Source organism: Micromonospora sp. SYSU B005 (genome assembly GCF_055362685.1).
The window spans coordinates 1-20496 of the sequence record NZ_JAXCFU010000008.1 but is presented as its reverse complement, the minus strand read 5'-3'; the positions used below and the strand labels follow the sequence as shown (position 1 = coordinate 20496).

At 69.5% G+C, this 20496-nt stretch carries 17 protein-coding genes, 3 tRNA genes and 2 pseudogenes; 15 read left to right on the top strand and 7 right to left on the bottom strand.

Annotated elements, in window-relative coordinates:
• Positions 1–103: 103 nt before the first annotated feature.
• The 3 genes from SM452_RS19000 to SM452_RS18990 all read left to right on the top strand — a co-directional run bounded on the left by SM452_RS19000 (position 104) and on the right by SM452_RS18990 (position 3503).
• Complete coding sequence (locus SM452_RS19000; protein WP_436798870.1) at positions 104–1771, top strand: copper resistance CopC/CopD family protein; 1668 nt, start codon at positions 104–106, stop codon at positions 1769–1771.
• A 16-nt stretch (positions 1772–1787) separates the two neighbouring features.
• On the top strand, positions 1788–2510 hold the full coding sequence (locus SM452_RS18995) for a YcnI family copper-binding membrane protein (RefSeq protein ID WP_463840400.1): 723 nt from the start codon (positions 1788–1790) through the stop codon (positions 2508–2510).
• A gap of 141 nt (positions 2511–2651) precedes the next feature.
• Positions 2652–3503, top strand: a complete 852-nt coding sequence (locus tag SM452_RS18990; protein WP_262014831.1) for a hypothetical protein — start codon at positions 2652–2654, stop codon at positions 3501–3503.
• Positions 3504–3605: 102 nt separating this feature from the next.
• Here the strand turns inward: SM452_RS18990 and SM452_RS18985 are convergent, their stop codons facing one another.
• Positions 3606–4901 (bottom strand): glycosyltransferase 87 family protein, encoded by a 1296-nt coding sequence (locus SM452_RS18985; protein WP_463840399.1) that lies wholly within the window; start codon positions 4899–4901, stop codon positions 3606–3608.
• A 74-nt stretch (positions 4902–4975) separates the two neighbouring features.
• Here SM452_RS18985 and orn point away from each other — a divergent pair, with 74 nt between their 5' ends.
• Both orn and SM452_RS18975 read left to right on the top strand, forming a co-directional pair.
• A complete protein-coding gene (gene orn, locus SM452_RS18980) occupies positions 4976–5566 on the top strand; it encodes an oligoribonuclease (protein WP_013474266.1) in 591 nt (196 codons plus the stop codon).
• A gap of 90 nt (positions 5567–5656) precedes the next feature.
• Positions 5657–5732, top strand: a tRNA-His gene (locus SM452_RS18975).
• 48 nt (positions 5733–5780) lie between these two features.
• On the opposite strand, the gene SM452_RS18970 is transcribed toward SM452_RS18975, so the two are convergent.
• Both SM452_RS18970 and SM452_RS18965 read right to left on the bottom strand, forming a co-directional pair.
• The gene (locus tag SM452_RS18970) at positions 5781–7076 is read right to left on the bottom strand and encodes a L,D-transpeptidase (protein ID WP_262016086.1); all 1296 of its coding nucleotides are present in this window, start codon (positions 7074–7076) and stop codon (positions 5781–5783) included.
• 162 nt (positions 7077–7238) lie between these two features.
• Positions 7239–8513 carry a L,D-transpeptidase gene (locus SM452_RS18965; RefSeq protein WP_463840398.1) on the bottom strand — a complete coding sequence of 425 codons (1275 nt, stop codon included), beginning with the start codon at positions 8511–8513 and terminating at the stop codon, positions 7239–7241.
• Positions 8514–8700: 187 nt separating this feature from the next.
• Between SM452_RS18965 and SM452_RS18960 the strand changes: the two genes are divergently transcribed.
• The 9 genes and pseudogenes from SM452_RS18960 to SM452_RS18920 all read left to right on the top strand — a co-directional run bounded on the left by SM452_RS18960 (position 8701) and on the right by SM452_RS18920 (position 16949).
• A tRNA-Lys gene (locus tag SM452_RS18960) sits at positions 8701–8776 on the top strand.
• 271 nt (positions 8777–9047) lie between these two features.
• Positions 9048–9302: a hypothetical protein gene (locus SM452_RS18955; RefSeq protein ID WP_262016088.1), complete on the top strand. Its 255-nt coding sequence runs from the start codon at positions 9048–9050 to the stop codon at positions 9300–9302.
• 39 nt (positions 9303–9341) lie between these two features.
• Complete coding sequence (locus tag SM452_RS18950; RefSeq protein ID WP_463840397.1) at positions 9342–9893, top strand: kinase; 552 nt, start codon at positions 9342–9344, stop codon at positions 9891–9893.
• 47 nt (positions 9894–9940) lie between these two features.
• Positions 9941–10741 carry a MerR family transcriptional regulator gene (locus tag SM452_RS18945; protein ID WP_463840396.1) on the top strand — a complete coding sequence of 267 codons (801 nt, stop codon included), beginning with the start codon at positions 9941–9943 and terminating at the stop codon, positions 10739–10741.
• A gap of 249 nt (positions 10742–10990) precedes the next feature.
• Positions 10991–13819 (top strand): annotated as a pseudogene (locus SM452_RS18940) (polymorphic toxin-type HINT domain-containing protein); the annotation flags it as partial.
• Positions 13820–14150: 331 nt separating this feature from the next.
• Entirely contained in the window at positions 14151–14531 is a 381-nt protein-coding gene (locus SM452_RS18935; protein WP_162959161.1) for an Imm32 family immunity protein, read from the top strand.
• 211 nt (positions 14532–14742) lie between these two features.
• Positions 14743–14895: pseudogene (locus SM452_RS18930) on the top strand (polymorphic toxin-type HINT domain-containing protein); the annotation flags it as partial.
• A 317-nt stretch (positions 14896–15212) separates the two neighbouring features.
• Positions 15213–15578 (top strand): hypothetical protein, encoded by a 366-nt coding sequence (gene imm40 / locus SM452_RS18925; RefSeq protein WP_162959159.1) that lies wholly within the window; start codon positions 15213–15215, stop codon positions 15576–15578.
• Positions 15579–16538: 960 nt separating this feature from the next.
• Positions 16539–16949 (top strand): hypothetical protein, encoded by a 411-nt coding sequence (locus SM452_RS18920; protein ID WP_120571369.1) that lies wholly within the window; start codon positions 16539–16541, stop codon positions 16947–16949.
• A gap of 192 nt (positions 16950–17141) precedes the next feature.
• Here the strand turns inward: SM452_RS18920 and SM452_RS18915 are convergent, their stop codons facing one another.
• Both SM452_RS18915 and SM452_RS18910 read right to left on the bottom strand, forming a co-directional pair.
• Entirely contained in the window at positions 17142–17651 is a 510-nt protein-coding gene (locus SM452_RS18915) for a polyketide cyclase (protein ID WP_463840395.1), read from the bottom strand.
• The gene (locus SM452_RS18910) at positions 17641–18375 is read right to left on the bottom strand and encodes a class I SAM-dependent methyltransferase (protein ID WP_162959158.1); all 735 of its coding nucleotides are present in this window, start codon (positions 18373–18375) and stop codon (positions 17641–17643) included. The genes SM452_RS18915 and SM452_RS18910 overlap by 11 nt, the downstream gene beginning before the upstream one ends.
• Positions 18376–18656: 281 nt before the next feature.
• On the opposite strand from SM452_RS18910, the gene SM452_RS18905 reads away from it, so the two are divergent.
• Positions 18657–18732 (top strand) — tRNA-Lys (locus SM452_RS18905).
• An 82-nt stretch (positions 18733–18814) separates the two neighbouring features.
• Here SM452_RS18905 and SM452_RS18900 read toward each other — a convergent pair.
• Together SM452_RS18900 and SM452_RS18895 are read right to left on the bottom strand one after the other, a co-directional pair.
• Positions 18815–19756, bottom strand: a complete 942-nt coding sequence (locus tag SM452_RS18900) for a GlxA family transcriptional regulator (protein WP_120571366.1) — start codon at positions 19754–19756, stop codon at positions 18815–18817.
• 16 nt (positions 19757–19772) lie between these two features.
• The gene (locus SM452_RS18895) at positions 19773–20207 is read right to left on the bottom strand and encodes a DUF6010 family protein (protein ID WP_120571365.1); all 435 of its coding nucleotides are present in this window, start codon (positions 20205–20207) and stop codon (positions 19773–19775) included.
• Between the last annotated feature and the right edge of the window lie 289 nt (positions 20208–20496).

Below are 20496 nucleotides of genomic sequence, written 5' to 3'. Positions count from 1 at the left end.
GCAGGCCCGGCGTGGCGCGCGCCGCCGTGCCGGGTGGGCGCTCGGTCACGCCCGCCCGAGACCGGCTCGCCGGACCCGCCCCGGTTCGGGAACCATGGCGGTCATGACTGCTGCCGTACGCCGCCCGTCCCGGGCCGTCGCCGCCCGCTCCGGGGCCGCCGCCGGGCTGCTGCTCCTGCTGGTCGCCCTGCTGCTCGCCCCGGCCTCCCCGGCTGCCGCCCACGCGGTGCTGGTGAGCAGCAGCCCTGCCGCCTCCGCCGTGGTGCCCGAGGCGCCCGCGCAGGTGGTGATCACGTTCAGTGAGGGCGTCCGCAAGGTGCCCGGGAAGGTCCGGGTGATCGCCCCCGACGGCTCGCGCGCCGACCGGGGCGAGCCGACGTTCCAGGGCGCCGAGGTCACCATCCCGGTGGACCCGTCCGGCGGGCGCGGCACCTACCTGGTGAGCTACCGGGTCATCTCGGCCGACAGCCACCCCGTCTCCGGCGCCTTCACCTACTCCGTCGGCGCACCGTCCGAGCCACCCACCGACAGCGGTTCGGACAACCGGGCGAACCCGGTCACCGAGAACGCGGTGAAGGTGGCGAAGTACGCCGGCTACGTCGGGTTGCTGCTGCTCGTCGGCCCGGCGCTGGTGCTCGCCGCGCTCTGGCCGCGCCGGCTGTCCCGCCGGGGACCGGCGCGGCTGGCCTGGACCGGGCTGGGCCTGCTGGCGGTGGCCACGGTGGCCGAGGTGTGGCTGCAGGTGCCGTACGTCAACGGCGGTGGTTTGTTCGACGTGACCGGCTCCGGACTCAGTGACGTGCTCGGCAGCGCCTACGGCACCACGCACCTGGTCCGGCTGGGCCTGCTCGCGGCGGCGGCGTTCCTGCTCCGGCCGCTGTTCGCCGGCCCGATCGGCCGTACCGACGGGATCATCCTGGCGGTCCTCGGCGGCGCGGCGCTGTTCACCTGGCCGCTGGCCGGGCACGCGGCGGCCTCGCCCGCGCCCGCGGTGTCGGTGGTGGTGGACGCGGTGCACCTGGGCGGCATGGCGGTGTGGCTGGGCGGCCTGGTCATGCTCGCGGTGTTCCTGCTGCGTCAGGCCGACGAGCGCGAGCTGGACGCGATCCTGCCGATCTGGTCCCGCTGGGCCGCGCTCGCGGTGGCCGCGCTGCTGCTGGCCGGCACCGTGCAGGGCCTGATCGAGGTGGCCGGTCTGCAGGCGCTGTTCGACACCACGTACGGCCGGCTCCTGCTCGCCAAGATCGCGCTGTTCGTGCTGGTGATCGGCGTGGCCGCGTACTCCCGGGCGCTGGTGCGGCGGCGGGTCGCCGCCGGCCGGCCGGGCTCGATGCGGCGGGCGGTGGTGGCCGAGCTGGCGATCACGGCGGTGGTGCTGGGCGTGTCGGCGACGCTCGTGCAGACCACCCCGGCGCGTACCGCCGCCGCGAACGTCGCGGGCGCCGAGCAGGGCTACTTCTCGGCCACGCTGAGCAGCCCGCTCTACTCGCTGGAGGTCCAGGTGGACCCGGCCGAGACCGGCAACAACTCGATGCACCTGTACGCCTACACCAAGGACAGCCGCCCGCAGCCGGTGCAGGAGTGGAAGGTCACCGCCGCGCTGCCGTCGGCCGGGATCGAGCCGATCACCGTCCCGCTGCTGCCGTTGAGCGACAACCACGCCACCGGCGAGGTCAACCTGCCGGCCCGGGGTGACTGGCAGGTGCGCATCACCGTCCGCACGTCCGACATCGACCAGGCCACGGTGACCGCCACCGTGCCGATCAAGTAACGGAAGGTCCCATCTGATGATCCGTCTCCGGCGCTCCGCGACAGTCGCCGCGCTGACCCTCACCGCCGTCGCCACGGCCGTGCTCGGCGTGGCCGGTGCGGCCTCGGCGCACGTCACGATCAACCCGGCCGAGGGTACGCAGGGCGGCTACGGCCGGTTCGCGTTCCGGGTGCCGAACGAGAGCGACACGGCGTCGACGGTCAAGGTCGAGGTGAACCTGCCGGAGAACGCCCCGGTCGGCTCGGTCTCCACCATGCCGGTGGCGGGCTGGACGGTGGCGGTGGAGAAGCGCAAGGTCGATCCGCCGATCGAGGTGCACGGCAGCCAGCTCACCGAGGCGGTCTCCAAGCTGACCTTCACGGCCGCGCCGAACGGCGGCGTGAAGCCGGGCGAGTTCCAGGAGTTCCCGGTGTCGATGGGCCCGCTGCCGCAGGCCGACACGATGGTGTTCAAGGTGCTCCAGACGTACTCCGACGGCAACGTCTCCCGGTGGATCGAGGAGCCGACGCCGGGCGCGGAGGAGCCGGAGAACCCGGCGCCGGTGCTCAAGCTGGCCGCGGCGGCGCCCGCCTCGTCCGCTGCGAGCGCGCCGGCCGCCGCAGCCGACGACGATGACGACGACGGCTCCGGCGGGGCCACCGCCCTCGGCGTGGCCGGCCTGGTCGCCGGACTGGGCGGCCTGGCCCTCGGCGGTCTGGCGTTCGCTCGTACCCGGCGGGAGCCCGCCGCGAAGTCCTGAACGCGAGCCACGCACCGGCCCGGCGGAACGATCCGCCGGGCCGGTCGCCGTTCCGGCCCCGGTGCCGCCGATATCCGGCGATCGGCCGATCCCCGTCGGTAAGGTCGGCCGGGTAATCGGCTACCGAGAGGGACGACGCGAATGCGTTTCGTACGCACGATCGCCGGCATGGTGCTGCTGGCGTTGGGGATTCCGGCGCTGCTGGCGGGCGGAGGTCTCTGGCTCGCCGCCCGGCACGCCGGCCCGGACGGCGGCTTCGGCGCCCGGTTCGAGCCGGTCCGCACGCCGGCCCGCGCGGTGCTGGTGACCGACGTGGACGCGTTGCTACGCGCCGACCTGCCGCTGGCGCGTACCGGACAGGCCCGGCTGCACCTGACCGCGCGGGACGACGACGGCCCGGTCTTCCTCGGCCTCGCCCCGGCCGACCAGGTGCGACGGTGGCTGGCCGACATCCCGCACAGCACCGTGCGCCGCGTCGCGGTCACCCGGGGCCCGCTGCCTGTCGATCTCGACCCGGCCACCGTCGGCGCCGCCACCGCCGCGCCGATGACGGAGCCCTTCTGGGTACGCGAGGGCGTCGGCTCCCTGGAGTGGAGCCCGGCGGAACTGTCCGGCCGGTCGCTGAGCCTGGTCGTGATGCGCGTGGACGGCGCGGACGAGCTCGACCTGCGGATGCGTGCCGAGCTGCGGGCCGGATGGTTCCCCGGGCTGGCATGGGCGCTGCTGGCCGGCGGCACGCTGCTGGTGGTCCTCGCGGTGGCGGTGCTGCTGCGCCCGCTGCGGCCGCGTGAGGTGGTCTTCGTGGTCGAGCCGGACCAGGTGCCGGTGCTGGCCGGGCGTCTCGGCGTCACCTCGCTGAGCGGCCTGGGCCGCCAGCCGGGCCCGGTGTCGCGACCCGAGCGGCACCTGGTGGCGGTGGGCTCCGGGTCCGGCGGGCGGACCCGTGCGGCGATCGCCGCCCCGCCCCGCCGGTGCCCCGACGACAAGGACTGAGGACGGGAAACCGAACGGCCCTCCGCGCTGCCGACGCGGAGGGCCGTTCATCACCGGGGGATCGGTGCTACCTGGGAGAAAACTGAGGTAGTTGATACCAGATTAGCGCTGATCGCCGTTTGTTGCGAGGTGTGTCCGTTCAGTCCGGGTCATCGGTTTCTCGCCCGCATGACGGCGGATCGGCAGCACCGCGAGCAGGAGCAGGCTGAGCAGCACGTACACGTTGCGGACGACGAAGTCGACAGGATCGTCCGTGTGCACGATGGCGGTACCCCAGTCCTGGAACGTCACCAACCCGTACACGATCGGCAGGCCGACGACGGCGACCAGCGCGAAGAGGCCGCCGCGACGGCGGGCCCCGGCGGGCGTCGCCGGATCGGCGTCCAGTGCCGCGTCGACGAGCACCACCACCGCGGGGATGAACCAGTACAGGTGGTGGATCCAGGTGATCGGGCTGACCAGCCCGCCCACCAGCCCGGTCACTGTGAGACCCACGAGCGCGTCCCCCGCCCGGGCCGCGCGCGCCGCCCGCCACAGGCCGAACGCGGCCACCGCCAGCGCGAGCAGCAGCCACAGCAGCCGGTCCGGCTCGGCCGGCGCGGTCAGGCGGCTGAGCAGCCCGAACAGCGACTGGTTGCCGGTGTAGTCGGGGCGGCCCACCCGGTCGGTCACCCACAGCTCGTGCGTCCAGAACCGCCACGAGTCACCCGGCGCGACCGCCGCGGCCAGCAGCGTGGCCACCGCCGCCGTCACCGCCGCCACGGCCGCCGCCCGCCACTTCCGGGCGGCCAGCAGGTAGAGCACGAAGATGCCGGGGAACAGCTTGAGCGCCGCGGCCAGGCCCACGCCCACACCGGCCCAGCGCCGCCCTTGCGGTACGGCGAACAGCAGGTCGCCCAGGATCAGCACCACCAGCAGCATGTTGATCTGCCCGAGCGTGAGCGTCTCCCGCGTGCTCTCCACCGCCAGCACCAGCAGCACGGCGACGGTCAGGCCGAACCCGCGCGGCAGATCGTGCCGCCGCAGCACCGGCAGCACCAGCCAGCGGGTGGTCACCACCACGGCGGCCACCGTCAGCACCGCGAAGGCGGCGATCGCCACCCCGAGCCTCAGGTACCCGAACGGCGCCAGGAGCAGCGCCGCGAACGGCGGATAGGTGAAGTACAGCGCGCCCTGCAGCCGGTCCGGCTGGACGTAGTCGTAGAGCGGGTGCCCGGCCGCCCACCAGTCCATCGCCGACATGTAGATCTTCTGGTCGTAGTAGTCGTGGCGCAGGTTGGGCAGGTAGAGCGCCGGCAGGATCGCGGCCAGCGCCAGCACCGTGAGCACCCGGCGAGCCGTACGCGCGCCCGCGTCGTCGCGGGCGACGGCGGGTGGGGCGACGGGTTCGGCTGGCACGCAGGAAACCCTAGCGGTCCACCTCGGCCGCCGGGCCGAGGCGCGGGCGCGTCGGCGGCGCGTAGTCTGTTCCGGTGGCTGATCTTCTCGTCTGGATCGACTGTGAGATGACCGGGCTCGACCTGCGGCGGGACGCCCTGATCGAGGTCGCCGCGCTCGTCACCGATCCCGACCTCAACGTGCTCGGTGACGGCGTCGACGTGGTGATCCACGCCGACGACGAGGCGCTCGACGGCATGCCGGAGATCGTGCGCACCATGCACGCCAAGTCCGGCCTCACCGAGGAGGTACGCCGCTCCACGGTGACGCTGGCCGAGGCCGAGGACATGGTGCTCGACTACGTGACCAGCTACGTGAAGGACCCGCGCACGGCCCCGCTGTGCGGCAACTCGATCGCCACCGACAGGGGCTTCCTGGCCCGCGACATGACCCGGCTCGACGCGCACCTGCACTACCGGATGATCGACGTGTCCTCGATCAAGGAGCTGTGCCGGCGCTGGTACCCGCGGGTGTACTTCGGGCAGCCGCAGAAGGGCCTGGCCCACCGGGCGCTCGCCGACATCCGGGAGAGCATCCGCGAGCTGGAGTACTACCGGCGGACCGTGTTCGTGCCGCTGCCGGGGCCGGACGTCGAGGCCGCGAAGGCGATCGCCGCCCAGCTCTGAGGGCCCCGCCGAACCCGGTGGACGGGGTCGGCGGGAGTGTGGCTATGATTAGTCCGCGCACCGCCCCGGGCGACCGGAGCGGCGAGCATGGTGGCTGTAGCTCAGTTGGCAGAGCACCGGGTTGTGGTCCCGGTTGTCGTGGGTTCAATTCCCATCAGTCACCCCACACGACGAAGCCCCCTCCTCCGGGAGGGGGCTTCGTCGTGTGCCGGGGTCAGGGGGTGGGCTCGACGCTGGGCGTACCGGCGTCCGGCGTGGTGTCGGCCGACGGCGGCTCGTACGGCAGGGCGCTGCCCTTGACGTACTCGTCCCAGCTCATGTTCCAGTCGGTCCAGCCGTTGCCGTTCTGGAGCTTGCGCTCGGTGCCCTTCACGGTGATCGGGTCACCGATGCGGGTGTTGGCGAACAGCCAGTTGCCTTCCTTCATCGAGACGTTGACGCAGCCGTGCGACACGTTCGTGCGGCCCTGCACGCCCTCGGACCAGGGCGCGGCGTGGATGAACTCGCCGCCCCAGGTGAGCCGCTGGGCGTAGTCGATCTCGGTGCGGTAGCCCTCCTCCGGGCCCAGCTCCTCCATGGTGTCGAAGACCGTGTGCCGGAGCTTCTCGATCACCACCATGGTGCCGCTGGAGGACGGGGTGCTCTTCTTGCCCAGGCTCACCGGGATGGTCTTGACCACCTTGCCGTCGCGGGTGACGGTCATCCGCTTGGTGCGGTTGTCGACTGTCATCACGAACGACGGACCGATCTTGACGTCGACGCTGAGGTCGGCCCGGCCGTACCAGCCGCCGCCCAGCGGCAGCCCGCCCGCCTGCACCTTGTAGCTGACCGTGCTGTTGGCCTTCCAGAACGTCTTCGGCCGGTAGCGCACCTCGGTCGGGCTCACCCAGTGCCAGATGCCCTCCTGGGCCGGCTTCGAGGTGACTGTCATCCGGCGCTGGATGTCGTCGCGGTAGTCCTCCGGGATGGCCCGGCCGAATTTCACGATCAGCGGCATGCCGACACCCACCACCTGGTTGTCGCCCAGGAAGCTGGTGACCCGGATCTGCTTGGCCGGCTTCGCCATCGTGGTGAACGTGCTGGTGGCGGTGGCGGGCTTGCCGTCGTCGCCGGTCGCGGTGACGGTCGCCGTGTACGTCTGCCCGTACTCCAGGGCCGCTGACGGCAGCCAGCTCCCGCCGTCCGCTGCGAGCGTGCCGTCGACGACCTTGCCGGCGGCGTCCTTCAGCTCGACTGTGGTCTCCTGCGCCTCCTTCGTGGTGAAGGTGACGGCGGTGGACGCCGGTACGTCCTTGGCGTCGGCGGCGGGCTCGCTGATGGTGGCCGCCGCCTTCGGGGCCTTCTCACCGCCGTCGCCGCCGCCCTGCCAGCTCGACGGCTTGTCGCCGCCGCCGCTGGTGCAGGCGGTCAGGGCCATCGCGGCGGCGAGCAGCCCGGCTGCCAGCGCACGGCGGCGGCCGACGCGTCGGGCGCTCGCGCCCCGGATCGGTTCGTCCTGGCCAGCTCGCATGACTCCCTCACAAGGTGATGCCGTTCCCCGTCGTCTCAGGTCAGACGCGCCGGAGCGGGTACGCGTTGCCGGACGTGAAACGGAACACCCCGCACGGGTGTAACGATTCCACTGGCGTCCGGCGCTTCGTCGGAGGTGGCGTGTCCGACCACGTTACGCCGGTCAGAACGGCGCCGGCTGCCCGCCCTGCGGAACCGGCAGCGCGCTGCCGGCGACGAACTGCGACCAGCTCATGCTCCACGCCGTCCAGCCGTTGCCGGGGGCCAGGCGGCGCTCGGTGCCCTTCACCGTGATCGGGTCGCCCACCATCGTCTTGCCGAACAGCCACCGGCCGTTGGCCATCGACACGTTGACGCAGCCGTGCGAGACGTTGCGGCGCCCCTGCACGCCCTCGGACCAGGGCGCGGCATGGATGTACTCGCCGCCCCAGGTGATCCGCTGGGCGAAGTCGATCTCGGTGACGTAGCGGTTGGCCGGGTCCGGCTCGCTGCGGGTGTCGAAGACGGTGGACTCCTTCTTCTCCATCACCACCATCGTGCCGCTGGAGGAGGGGGTGCTCTTCTTGCCCAGGCTCACCGGCAGCGTACGGATCACCGCGCCGTTCTCGGAGACCGTCATCTGCTTGGTCGCGTTGTCCACGGTCATCTCGAACGCGCGGCCGATCTTGGCGGTGGCGCTGCGGTCGATGTTGCCGTACCGGCCGTTGCTCAGCGGGATCCCGGCCAGCGCCAGCCGGACCGTGATCGTGGTGCCGGTCTTCCAGTACTCCCGGGCCCGGTAGTACGCCTGCGTACCGTTGTCGACCCAGTGCCAGGCGCCGGGCTGCGGCGGGTCGGTCTGCACGAACATCCGCTTCTGCACCGCGGCGCGGTCCTTCTTCGGGATGCCCGGGGAGAACTCGGCGACCACCGGCATGGCCACGCCGTACGTCTTGCCGCTGAACATGTAGAGGCCGGAGCCGATCATCGACTTGGGCTTGGCCATCGTGGTGAACGTGCTGGTGCCCTGGTAGGTCTGGCCGTCCTTGCCGGCGCCGGTGACCGTGGCGGTGTACTTGGTGCCGTACTTCAGCGCTGCCGACGGCACCCAGCTGGAGCCGTCGCGCCGCATTCGCCCGGCGACGTTCGTCCCGTCGGCGGCGGCGAGCACCACCTTCGACACGGTGCCGCCACCGGGGATGCGGGCGCTGATCTCGGTGCTGACCGGCCGGGCGTTCGCGCCGTCGGCCGGGCTCACCGTCAGCGGCGGCGCGGCGGCGCTGTCGCTGGGTGCGACGCTCGGGTCGGGTGCGGAGGACGAGACGCCGCCCACCTGCTGCTGACCGGGCACGAACTCCGGCTTCTTCCCCTCGTCGCCGCCGCCGCACCCGGTCAGTGCCAGCGACGCCGTCAGGACCAGGACGCCCACCGTCGCCCCGGCCCGCGCGAACCTGCCCATGCCCACCCCTGTCCTCGCATGCCTGGCGGACATCGTGCCGTATCGACGCTCACACGCCCGCCCCCGCGCCGGAACGGATGACCGTTTTGGCCGCTTTCGCCGGTTAAGCTCGTCCGAAGGGTGGACCCCGGTATCGGATTGGAACCCGCCTCGGCGGGCGTGCTAATCTTCTTCCCGTTGTCAGCGAGCGCCGCTAGCTCAACTGGCAGAGCAGCGGACTCTTAATCCGCGGGTTCGGGGTTCGAGTCCCTGGCGGCGCACCAACGATCAAGGCCTCGACCGGGCGTTCCACGCCGGTCGGGGCCTTTTTCGCGTACGCGGGTGCCGGTGCGGCGGGGTGATCGTCAGTGGGTGGAACGCCGCGGTTGTCAAACGGGCCGGAAGGCACCCATGACGTTCCACCGGGGCGCGGCCCAGCCTGGTGGCGGGGTGGAAACCGGCCCGGGGGTGCGCCTTGTGCCGCCGCCCTAAGCTGATCATGGTCGTGCGGCCATGATGGACGGTCGGGCGACGACGATGAGAATGGGAGAAGACATGAAAGCCTTCCGACGGCCGCGGATCCGCAGCCTCGTCGCCGCCACCTCGGTCGCGGGCGCCCTGGTGCTCGGTCTGGGCGCGCCCGCGTACGCGGACTACTCGAGCCCGACCTACTCGACCCTGAAGGCCTGCAACGACGCCCGGCCGAAGTACCAGTCGTCGTGGACGAAGCCCCAGGCGTGCCGCCCCATGTACAACTGGGACGGCACGAAGGTGATCGGGTACGCGTTCCTGGTGATCACCCGGGCCTGATCGGCATCCGCCTGCGGTACCTGACGCCAGGGAGGGATCGTGTCCGCTGAGGCCACCGGCAGCTCGGACACGATCCTCGTCTGCATCCGGGGCAACTCCGGCTCGGGCAAGAGCAGCATCGCCCGCGAGCTGCGACGCCGGCACGGCCGGGGGTGCGCCCTCGTCGAACAGGACTACCTGCGCCGCATCGTCCTGCGCGAACGGGACAAGGCCGGCGGCGTGGCCCCCGCGTTGATCGAGCAGACCGTCCGGTTCGCCCTCGACCACGGCTACCACGTGATCCTGGAAGGCATCCTGTACACCGGCCGCTACCGCGACGTGCTGACCTCGCTGCGCGACAGCCACCGGGGGCGGTCGCTGTTCTGCTACCTCGACGTGTCGCTGGCCGAGACGCTGCGCCGGCATCTGACCCGCCCGCAGGCCGGTGACTTCACCGCCGAGCAGATGAGCGGCTGGTACGCCGCGCACGACGTCCTGGGCTGGCCCGGTGAACTCGTCCTCCCGGAGACCACCGGCCTGGACGAGGCGGTCGAGGCGATCGTGGCCGTCTCCGGGCTGCCCCAGGACGGGCGCGACGACGACAGACGCTAGCCGGCGTCACTTGCCCTTCCGGTTACCGCAAGGGGCAGTCTGGGGTCATGTTGTCGATCAGCGAGTTCAGCCAGATGTGTCACCTGTCGCCGCAGGCGCTGCGCTTCTACCACGCCGAAGGGCTGCTCGTGCCCGCCGAGGTCGACGGTCGGACCGGCCACCGCTCGTACGCCTTCGACCAGGTGGAACGGGCCATGCTGATCACCCTGCTGCGGGACACCGGGATGAGCGTCAAGCTGGTCCGGCGTGCCCTCGACGAACCGGACCAGGCGATCGCCCTGCTCGACCGGCACAGCGACGAGGTCAGCCGGCAACGGCAGGCTCAGGCAGACGCCATCGCGGCGGCCCGCGCCGTCTTCGAGGCGCAGCCCGAACCGCGGTTGCGGCACGTGCCGGCCACGACAGTGGTGGCGCGGCTCGTACCCGGCACACCGCTGGGCCGGGACGCGCAGGAGTGGGACCGGGCCGAGGAGATCATCACGGCGGCGGCGGCCGACCTGGTCACCACGGTGCGGCAGGCCGGCGTCACCTGCCTGGGTGAGCCGTGGCGGACGCTGGCGCTGGAGACACCGGAACAGGACCGGCGGGTACTCGACGGCACCGGGCCGTTCTGGACGGTCAAGGTCGCGGTGGATGGCATCCCGGAGACGCTGCCGTCCCTGCCCGCCGACCTGATCGTGCAGACGCCCGACGCCCACGACGAGCTGTCCGTCTTCGTGCCGGGCCGCAACACGATGGCCAAGTACTGCACAGCGTCCTGCGCCTGCTCGACGCCGTCCCGCCCGACGGCGACCGGTTCGTCAACCTCGCGCGTCTGCGTCAGGAGGTGCGGCCCGACGGCGTACTGAGCAGCGCCCCTGTCGAACGCCGACCGGGGTGACCCACTGAGGACCTCAGCGCTGAACCGGTCCGCAGCCCGGATATCAGAACGTCGACCAGACCCTGACGATCGGTGCCGCATTGCTTTCGACTGGTAATCGTCTTCGCCGATTACCTCGCTCGCGTCCGCATGATGATCACCAACGCGTCACTCCGCGGACGAGGGCGATCCCGATGCCCGAATGCGGCGAATATCGCTCGATGTTCTGACGATACGAATCGCGGGCAACGAGAAGTGGCGCACCACGACCACCTACGGCGGCGACCGGGTTTCGGTCGATCCGCCGGCTGGCGGCACCCCGACGACCTCGATCACGAACGCCCTCGGGAAGACCACTGAACTGCGGCAGTACAAGGGCAGCGGGCCGACGGGCGACTTCGACAAGACCGAGTACACCTACACGCACGCCGGCCAGTTGAAGACGGTCAAGGACCCGGCGGGCAACGTCTGGACCCACGAGTACGACCAGCTGGGCCGCAAGACGAAGTCGACCGACCCGGACGCCGGCGCGTCGCCGTTCGGCTACGACGACCTGGACCGGCTCACCAGCACCACGAACGTCCTCCAGCAGACGATCAGCACCAAGTACGACGAGATCGGCCGGAAGATCGCCGTCTACAAGGGGGCCGCCGACACCGGGGAGCTGCTGAGCAGCTGGACGTACGACCTGGAGATGCTGGGCGAGCTCTCCTCGACGAGCCGCTGGATCGACGGGCACGAGTACGCCACGTACTTCTCGATCTACGACGAGTTCTACCGGCCGCACGCCACCTACTACTCCGTGCCCGAGCACGCCGGTGCCGAACTGGCCGGCTTCTACACCTTCGGCACGGAGTACAACCGGGACGGCAGCGTCCAGTCGGTGAGCATGTCGGACGGCGGTGGGCTGCCGTTCGAGACGGTCGCCTACACCTACGACGATCTTGAGCGCCTGACTGCGGCGACCGGTGACGCCCCCTACCTGACCGACGTCGAGTACGCCGGCACCGGCGAGGTCCTGCAGACCGAGGCTCGGGTGGGCACCCGGAAGGTCTGGTCGACCTACGAGTACGAGCAGGGCTCCAAGCGGCTCACCCGGCAACGGCTGGACCGCGAGTCGGCCCCGGTCGTGGACATCGACGCCCGCTACACGTACGACCAGTCCGGCAACATCCTGCGGATCGCCAACAACCCGTCCGGGACGCAGGACACGCAGTGCTTCACGTACGACTACCTGCGCCGCATGGAGCGGGCCTGGACGTCGGCGAGCACCGCGACCGACCCGTGCGCCGGCGGGCCCTCGGTCACCGGGGTGGGCGGCGTGGCCCCCTACCACCACGCCTACACCTTCGACGTCACGGGCAACCGCAAGACCGAGGTCCAGTACGGGACCAACGGCACTCCGCTCATCGAGCGCAGCTACACCTATCCCGCCGCGGGCCAGGCGCAGCCGCACACGCTGAGCCAGATGACGGAGAAGACTCCGCAGGGTGACCGGCTGTACGAGTACGAGTACGACGCGGCCGGCAACACGAAGAAGCGGACGAGGACCGGCGAGGACCAGACCCTGGTCTGGGACGCCGAGGGCAACCTCGAGTCGGTCACCGAAGCCGGCAAGAAGACCAGCTTCCTCTATGACGTCGACGGCTCCCGGATGCTCCGCAAGGAGCCGGCCTCGACCACGCTCTACCTGCCGGGCATGGAGATCCGGCTGAACCACCAGACCCGGTCCACCGACGCCACCCGGTACTACGCGCTTCCGGGCGGGGCGAGCCTGGTCCGCAAGGTGGACGGCCTCCGGTACGTCGCGAACGACCACCACGGCACCGGCCAGGCAGTGGTGGACCAGAGTGGCGCTGTCACGCACCGGCGGATGACCCCGTACGGCGAGAACCGGGGTGCCTCGCCCGGTCAGTGGCCGACGGAGAAGGGCTTCGTCAACGGGAACATCGATTCCACGACAGGCCTGGTCAACATCGGCGCGCGGGAGTACGACACGATCACCGGCCGGTTCATCTCGGTCGACCCGATCATCGACGTCAACGACCCGCAGCAGATGAACGGGTACGCGTACGCCAACAACAACCCGATCTCGTTCTCCGACCCGGACGGTCTCAAGGCCTGTTCCGACGACGCCTGCGGGCCGGGCGCCGACTACGAGGACATGTACGGCAACTACCACAAGGTCAAGGGCCACAACGACGGCTGTGGTGGTTGCTCGGGCGCGTACGACCCGGACGAACCCACGATCAACGTCCACAACAACCCGCGAGCATCAGCGGACGAGCGGGCTGCGGCCGCGCGGGCGGCGGCGGAGAAGGAAAGGCAGCGGCGCATTGCCGCGGCCAAGGCGAAGATGCTCAACGCCGCCAAGGCCCTGGCGAAGATCCTGATGGACGAGTTGGGCATCACCGATGCCCTGGACTGCTTCCTCAAGGGCGACATGGGCGGCTGCCTGGCCACAGCAGCCAACGTCGCGGGCGCGGCGATCGGCGGCGCCCTGGGCAAACTCGCAGTCAGATACGGCGCCCCATGGAAGTGGAAGAAACTCGCCAACTTGACCAGCCGGGTCAAGGGCCTGCTCGGCGACCTGGTCGGCAGCGCCAGGGCATTCCTCAAGTGCAAGAACAGCTTCGTGCCGGGCACGTTGGTGGTGATGGCCGACGGGTCGCGCAAGCCGATCGAGGATGTCAAGACCGGCGACATCGTGTTGGTGACCGATCCGGTGACCGGCAAGACGACGATCAAGCCGGTGGTGGCGACCATCATCGGTCAGGGCAGCAAGAACCTGGTCGAAGTCACCATCGATCCCGACGGTGACAGCGGCGACGCCACGGAGCGCGTGGTTGCCACCGACAACCACCCGTTCTGGGTGGCCGGCTTGGACGAGTGGGTCGACGCCGCCGATCTGCGGGCCGGTCAGTGGCTGCGTACCTCGGCCGGCACCCACGTGCAGATCAGCGCGACCCGGCAGTGGACGGAGCCGGCGCAGGTCCACAACCTCACCGTCGACGACATCCACACGTACTATGTGCTCGCCGGCAATACGTCAGTCCTCGTTCACAATACGAACAACGGCATTTCCATGGACGAGGCATTGGATCTTGCTGCAGCCCACGTTGGCGACAACCCCATGTCGCGCCGCTCGGGCAGCAAAGCTGTTCAGTTTGAGAACGGATACGTCGATGAGAATGGCAACAAGGTACGTAAAATCGCACGGTTCGATGTCAATCCCAACGTTCCGCACGTCCAGAAGCTAGGACCCCATCTCAACCTGGAGACGCAGATTAACGGTAGGCCCGTGACGTCGGGACCGCTCAAGGATCCCCATCTTCCGATCGACCCGTCTACGATTAGGTCAGGGGACTACTGCTGATGTCCGGCTGTAAGGGGTGGGAGTGAAGGTTCTATATCACAAGGACACCGGCGAGCTCGAGTTGTCTGGGACAGATCGGGAACTACGGGACTTGGCGGCTCGATTGCGATCAGGCCGGGGTCGTATCCCTTTAGATGTCGGAGGAGATCCGGCGCCCTACGATAAGGCTCTGCCCGCCATTGAGTTCGAGCGCACCGAGGGCAATCTCATGATTTCCTATCTGTCCGATCGTGACGCGTTGCGGATAGAGGGTGGTGCGGAAGAGCTAGAGGTGTTCGCGTCTGTCCTTGAAGAATTTGGGGATGAAGGTGATATCACCGCCCATATTCATGTGGAGCATGTTCCGGGGCATGAATATCTCTCCCCAAGAACCGAACCCCTGGTGATTGCCCTAAATGCGTAGAAATCCAATTGGGGTGTCTACTGCCAGACACTGAAGTTGGGACGGCAAAGGGGCGTGACCTTCTGTCACGCCCCTTTGCCGCCTGCTGGTATCGCCCCTCCATGGTCCGCCTCTGGGGCGGCGTCGGTTCTCGCGGAAATGCCTTTGTCTGGCGAGAGTTGTGCCGGTGAGCAGGTCACCCCGTTGAGTGTGAAGCTAGTCGGCGACGAGCCAGTGGCTGCGTACCTCGGCCGGCACCCACGTGCAGATCAGCGCGACCCGGCAGTGGACGGAGCCGGCGCAGGTCCACAACCTCACCGTCGACGACATCCACACGTACTATGTGATCGCGGGCGATGCGCCGGTCCTGGTACACAACTGCGGTGGCGACATTCCTGCGCCGTCGATGGCGGACAAGCCGCTCGGGTCGGAGCGGCCGGACGCTAATCCGCTGGAGGGTACGCGGTACACGGAGAAGGTTCAGGAGCAGATCAAGAGTGGCGATGATCATGCGTTCCCTGCGTCAATTGACACCTTGCCAACGATGCGGGATACGTCGATGGTCAAGGGGGGCGACGGAATTCCGCGTCTGCATGTGAAGCTTCCCGGCTCCGTGAATGGTTCGAGGGGCACGTTCCATTGGATTATTGAGCCTGATGGTTCGATTAGCTATCGATTTTTCGACCGGAGGATGAAGTAACTATGGCCAGCGAAGCTCAGGCCAACATGCTCAGTTTGCTGCCTCCTGACCTGGCTGGACTTGCCTTCGATCTCAGTACGGTCGCTGGATCGAAGGAGTACTGCTTTCCCCTCGCTGCAGCTCCTGCAGTGCTCAAATCGCTCTTGACGAACGGTGTGACTCCGCTTGGCGGAGACCTTTGGGACTTTAAAGATGGCGAGTACTACCCGTCAGGTGAGAACTGGTATGCAGAGGCTGTGGAAGGGGAGCCGGGAGAGGTTCGTGAAGCGCGAGTCGAAGCGACCGCAGGGCGGTTCTTTGCCCGCTACGCGACTGCGGGCGACAAGCGAGTCACGTTCGTCGTAAGGTCCAACCTGGCGGCCTCCTGATGTTTCAAGTCGGGATCAAGGCGGATGCGAAAGGTTGAGCCAACGAGTTCGCATTTTGCGGTGATGCGACGGAGTGGCTAGAAGCCGGAGGATGGCGAGCGGTCGTGCAGGTTGCTCGTGGTCGACTGACGTTGCCGCCACGGTTGCAGTCATGGGGCTGGCGCTTCTGTGCATACATCGAGCTCCCGCCCTCTGCCGCAACGTACGATCATGGCCTGGAAATTGCGGCGGTGGCGTGCCGCGTCAGCGGTGCGGCGTCGATCGCCGGCAGCGCGTCGAGGGTTGGTGTCGCGAAGCGATCGTCGCGGCCCCTCACTCGAGAAGGCTTCTGATCGGCTTGGGGTTCATGGTTCTGTTGTGTGAGCGCGTGCGCGGGGCCGGACCGGCTGTAGCGCGTGCGTCCGGCGTAGACGGGAGCTCTTGATACTGTAGAGCAGTTTTCAGCCAGTCGGATCTTGGTCGGGGACCGTGGTCCGGCTGGCTGACTGCTTAGGCGCGCGGTTGCGGCTGCTACGGGGACGCTTAGCGGTGTGGGCCTGCTCGTCGTCCCTGGGTCACCGGAGGTATTCGAGCTGTTGAGCGAAGTTGCAGGAAATACCCTCGCAAGGCCCGACATACCCCGTTGCGACTATGGCGGCTGATTTGAACATATGTAGAAGATTTCGGTGCAGCTCATCACGTCTGCCCCCGGTCAGAGCGTCGACGGCGCCCGTGGGTTCGAGCGGCGAGCAGGTGGAGTGTCGAACCGGGCTGTACGAGCCCACACGAGCCGGCTGGCGGCGGCGATCACGTGCACGTTCAGACCGGGTGACTAACCAGCCTCCGAACTCTCCCGGGAGGCGCCAGCACCACGGCGATGCGGACCAGCGTGCCGTCCGGGATCACGGTGTGGCCATGGTTAATCGGCTGTCGAACTCCTTTTCGCGCTTCTAGGCTGCGATCATTCCGGAGGGTTCAAACGTGTTGGAAGTCCTGCCTGGGATCGGCCTTGATCATGCCCGGTTCGGGGAGAGCCGTTCCAGCCACCGCGAGCGGCTCGGAAGCTACGAGGCCTTCGAGCGAGTGCCGGGTGCGGGGCTGGCGGACATCTATGCAGGTGGAATGATCATGCTGTCCTACGACGAGCTGGACCGCCTCGTCTTCATAGAGATCGGAGGCGAAACAGCCGTGTCACTTGGCGGAACTCAATTAACGGGAAGGCCACTCGCGGCTGTGCTGGAGGAGCTCACTCAGGGCGGTTTCACGGTTGAGTTCGACGGCGACTCGTCGTACGCAATCTCGTCAACCGAAGTTGAGCTCTTCACCAGCTCACCGGATGACCTCGATGAACCGGCTGGGGGAGTCTCGATAGCGCCAGCCGGGGGAGAATGAGTGCGGAGTTGCGCGCCCGATTTGCTGTCAGCTGCTGAGCAGGGCGCAGCTACGTTGCCCACGCCGATCCACCGCAGCAATGGACCGATGACCGTCATCAGGGTCAGGAGAATCCACTGACCACCCCGGCCATGGGCGTAGCGTAGATCGGGAACCTCTGCCGTCAACAAATCCAACGGCTAGGCACGACGGTCAGCGAGCCGGCCCGTCGCCGGACTCGGCGAGCCGGTTGAGGTTCAGCAACTGCCGGCGGGCCATCACCAGATCACCGAGGCAGCCACCGAGGGCGATCACCGGGTTCGTCCGCATCACCACCTTGAGCAGCAGGCGGGTGCCGTTCCCGGCGTCGGGCACCAGGACGTACGACAGAACCGCGCCCATGATCTCGCCGGTGAGGTGGTGCCCCGGCTCGACCGCGAGGATCCGGCCCCGCCGCCGCCCGCCGGCAGTCGTGAACGTCTCGCCCGCCACCGGCTCGGAGAGGTCCACCAGCCGTTGCGGTGAGCGGCGGCCGAGATTGTCGATCCAGTCGTACGAGTAGGGCGCGAGCCGGATCTGGGCGACCCACCGCCACACGGCGGAAGGTGGCGCGTCCACGCTCACCCCGCGCCACGCCCGCAGGTTGGGCACGGGAACGAAGTCGTCGCACGGGTACCGGCGACGTGTCTCGTCGTCGGAGACACCCCACCGGTCACCGAGCATCGGCCCGGCCCAGCACCAGCGTGGTCCGCAGGTCGAGCACGACGGTGCCGCCGAAGTCGTCCACCAGCCGGTCGAGGGCGGCGATCCCGCGTCGCTGCCGCTCCGGTGTGCGGGACAGGTACGGCCCGAACGTGCGCATCAGCGCCAGGTACCGCTCCTTGTCCAGCGGCAGCTCCCGCCGGAACACCTCGCGGCGTACGTCGTCGAACTGCCCGCTGTCGAGGACGTCCCGGTGGAACCAGTCGACGGGCCGCTCCCGGACGGTCGGGTCGACGGATCGCAGTGCGGCCCGGACGGCGGCCTGCTGGTCGGCGTCGGCGTAGTCGTAGCGGTGCCCGAAGACGGCGAGCGTGCCGCCGGGTGCCAGGGCGCGCCGGGCCAGGGTGTTGCGGGTGGCGGCGTCCAGCCAGTGCCAGGCCATCGCGCAGGCGAGCACGTCCACCCTGCCGGTGGGCGGCGACCATCGCTCGAACGTCGTCGCCTCGACGCGGGCGTCCGGGAATCGCTCGGCCAGCCGGGCCGCCATCAGTGCGTCGGGCTCCACGCAGGTCAGGGGCGCACCGAGGCGGGCCAGCACCTCGGTGCCCTTCCCGGTGCCCGCGCCGACCTCGGCCACCGACGCCGGTGCCCCGCCGTGGTAGGCGCGTATCGACTCGGCGATCTCCGGCGGATATCCCGGCCGCGCGCGCTCGTACAGGTCGGCCACCGTGCCGAAGAGCTCCATCACCAGCACGATACGGCTCCGACCGGTTCCCGACCGGCCGCGAGGAAGCCGGCGTCCGCCTCTCCAGCCCACTCCACGGGTACGCCGCACCTCCCGCCACGTGATCGACAGTGCCGGCGGACCCGGGCCGGCGGTGTTGCCGGCGTTCGGGGCGTACACCCTGGTGGTGGGCCCCTCTGGGGCCGCGACCGGGCGGGTCGGGCCCGGCATTGCGGTGAGGCCGGCCCTGCGTTTTCTGGGTGGTGTTCCGGCGTGCTAACGTCGCGTCCCGTTGTCAGTGAGCGCCGCTAGCTCAACTGGCAGAGCAGCGGACTCTTAATCCGCGGGTTCGGGGTTCGAGTCCCTGGCGGCGCACCAACGAACAAGGCTCTGACCAGGCGTTCCGCGCCGGGTCGGGGCCTTTTTCGTGTCCAGGTCCGCCGCTGGCCCGCGGGGACGCTCACCCGCTCCGGAAGCTGCGCCGGTACGCCTGCGGGCTGGTGCCGGTGATCCGCCGGAAGCGGTCCCGGAAAGCGGTGACGGAGCCGAATCCGACCTGCGTCGCCACCCGGTCCACCGGATGCGCAGTGGTCTCCAGCAGGTGCTGGGCCTGGTGGACGCGGATCCGGTGCAGCCACCGCAGCGGGGTGGTACCCACCTGGTCCCGGAACCGGCGGTTCAGGGTGCGGACGCTCATGCCGGCGTGACGGGCGATGTCGGCCAGCGCCAGGTCCCGTCCCGCGTTCTGGCGCATCCAGGTCAGCAACGGCTCCAGTGTGGTTCCGTCGGGGGCGGGCGGTTCGTGTGCGATGAACTGCGCCTGCCCGCCCGCGCGTTCCAGCGGCATCACGGACAGCCTCGCCGCGTCGGCGGCGACGGCGGCACCGTGGTCGGTTCGGATCAGATGCAGACACAGGTCGAGCCCGGCGGCGGCGCCGGCCGAGGTCAGGATCTGGCCGTTGTCGACGTACAGGACGTTCGGGTCCACCTGGACCCGTGGGTACCGGGCGGCGAGCTGCGCGGCGGCGACCCAGTGGGTGGTGGCGCGCCGCCCGTCGAGCAGGCCGGCGGCGGCCAGTGTGAACGCCCCGCCGCAGATCGAGGCGATCCGGGTGCCGCGGGCCTCGGCGGCACGCAGCGCGTCCAGGACCGGGGCGGGCGCCGCCGCCCCCGGGTCGGTCACCCCGGGCACGATGACGGTGTCGGCATCGGCCAGGACGTCCAGGCGCCACGGTACGGCGATGTCGAACACGCCGGTGGTCACCGTCGGCCGTTCGGCGCAGACGACGACGCGGTAGCCGGGACGGCCGCCGGGCAGGCGGGTGCGGTCGAAGACCTCGATCGGGGTGGCCAGGTCGAACGGTACGACGGTGTCGAGGGCGAGCACGGCCACGGTGTGCATGGGGAGATCGAAACAGTCAGGACCCGGCGGTCACCGGTCGGCCCGCGTCGGGCACCCGCCGGGTGAGGCGGTGGTACAGGTCGGTGACGGACGGGCCGCCGGCGAAACACCAGAGGGCGATCACCGGGTCGCAGAGGGCGCAGCCGAACGACGAGTCGTGCAGTGACGGGATGATCGGGGTGCCGCGACGGTGGTGCAGGACGTCCCAGACGGTGTGCAGGAGCCAGCCCACGCCGATGAAGGTGTACGAGGTGAGCCCGGCGTAGCCCACCGCCACCAGCAGGGCGCAGAACGCCAGCTCCCACAGGCCGAATCCACCGCCGCTGAGGTAGGCAGCCCCCGCGCCGGTGACCACGAGTGCGTTGAGGCGCCGTCGGTGCGGTTCGGGTACCACGGAGTTGAGCCCGACGTAGACCAGCCCGATCACCACCGGCATGACATAGCGAAGCATGATCCCAGTCCTGTCCCGGTCCGCGGAAGCGTGTCGGAAAGGCAGCCTAGGCAGGCCGGAGGTGGGGGACGAGAGGCGAAACTGCCGGGGTCCGACGGATTCCGGCCACGCCGATCAGCCCCGGGTCGCCCTGTCTGCCCGGGGTGGTGGGGGGCGTGCTAACGTCTCGTCCCGTTGTCAGCGAGCGCCGCTACAGAGGTTGAAAGGCCAAGGTTCGAGTTATCTCGGTGGCTCGGGTTCGAGGGTCATGCCGGTGCTGGCGAAGAAGCCGGCGAGGAGATCGGTCTGT

Excerpts from the sequence above, each read along its gene's own strand:
- SM452_RS18900 (WP_120571366.1), bottom strand. The coding sequence starts at position 19,756 with ATGCACACCGTGGCCGTGCTCGCCCTCGACACCGTCGTACCGTTCGAC.
- SM452_RS18945 (WP_463840396.1), top strand. The coding sequence starts at position 9,941 with ATGTTGTCGATCAGCGAGTTCAGCCAGATGTGTCACCTGTCGCCGCAG.
- SM452_RS19000 (WP_436798870.1), top strand. The coding sequence starts at position 104 with ATGACTGCTGCCGTACGCCGCCCGTCCCGGGCCGTCGCCGCCCGCTCC.
- SM452_RS18910 (WP_162959158.1), bottom strand. The coding sequence starts at position 18,375 with ATGGAGCTCTTCGGCACGGTGGCCGACCTGTACGAGCGCGCGCGGCCG.
- SM452_RS18970 (WP_262016086.1), bottom strand. The coding sequence starts at position 7,076 with ATGCGAGCTGGCCAGGACGAACCGATCCGGGGCGCGAGCGCCCGACGC.
- SM452_RS18965 (WP_463840398.1), bottom strand. The coding sequence starts at position 8,513 with ATGGGCAGGTTCGCGCGGGCCGGGGCGACGGTGGGCGTCCTGGTCCTG.
- imm40 (WP_162959159.1), top strand. The coding sequence starts at position 15,213 with ATGGCCAGCGAAGCTCAGGCCAACATGCTCAGTTTGCTGCCTCCTGAC.
- SM452_RS18990 (WP_262014831.1), top strand. The coding sequence starts at position 2,652 with ATGCGTTTCGTACGCACGATCGCCGGCATGGTGCTGCTGGCGTTGGGG.
- SM452_RS18915 (WP_463840395.1), bottom strand. The coding sequence starts at position 17,651 with ATGCTCGGTGACCGGTGGGGTGTCTCCGACGACGAGACACGTCGCCGG.
- SM452_RS18955 (WP_262016088.1), top strand. The coding sequence starts at position 9,048 with ATGAAAGCCTTCCGACGGCCGCGGATCCGCAGCCTCGTCGCCGCCACC.
- SM452_RS18995 (WP_463840400.1), top strand. The coding sequence starts at position 1,788 with ATGATCCGTCTCCGGCGCTCCGCGACAGTCGCCGCGCTGACCCTCACC.
- SM452_RS18895 (WP_120571365.1), bottom strand. The coding sequence starts at position 20,207 with ATGCTTCGCTATGTCATGCCGGTGGTGATCGGGCTGGTCTACGTCGGG.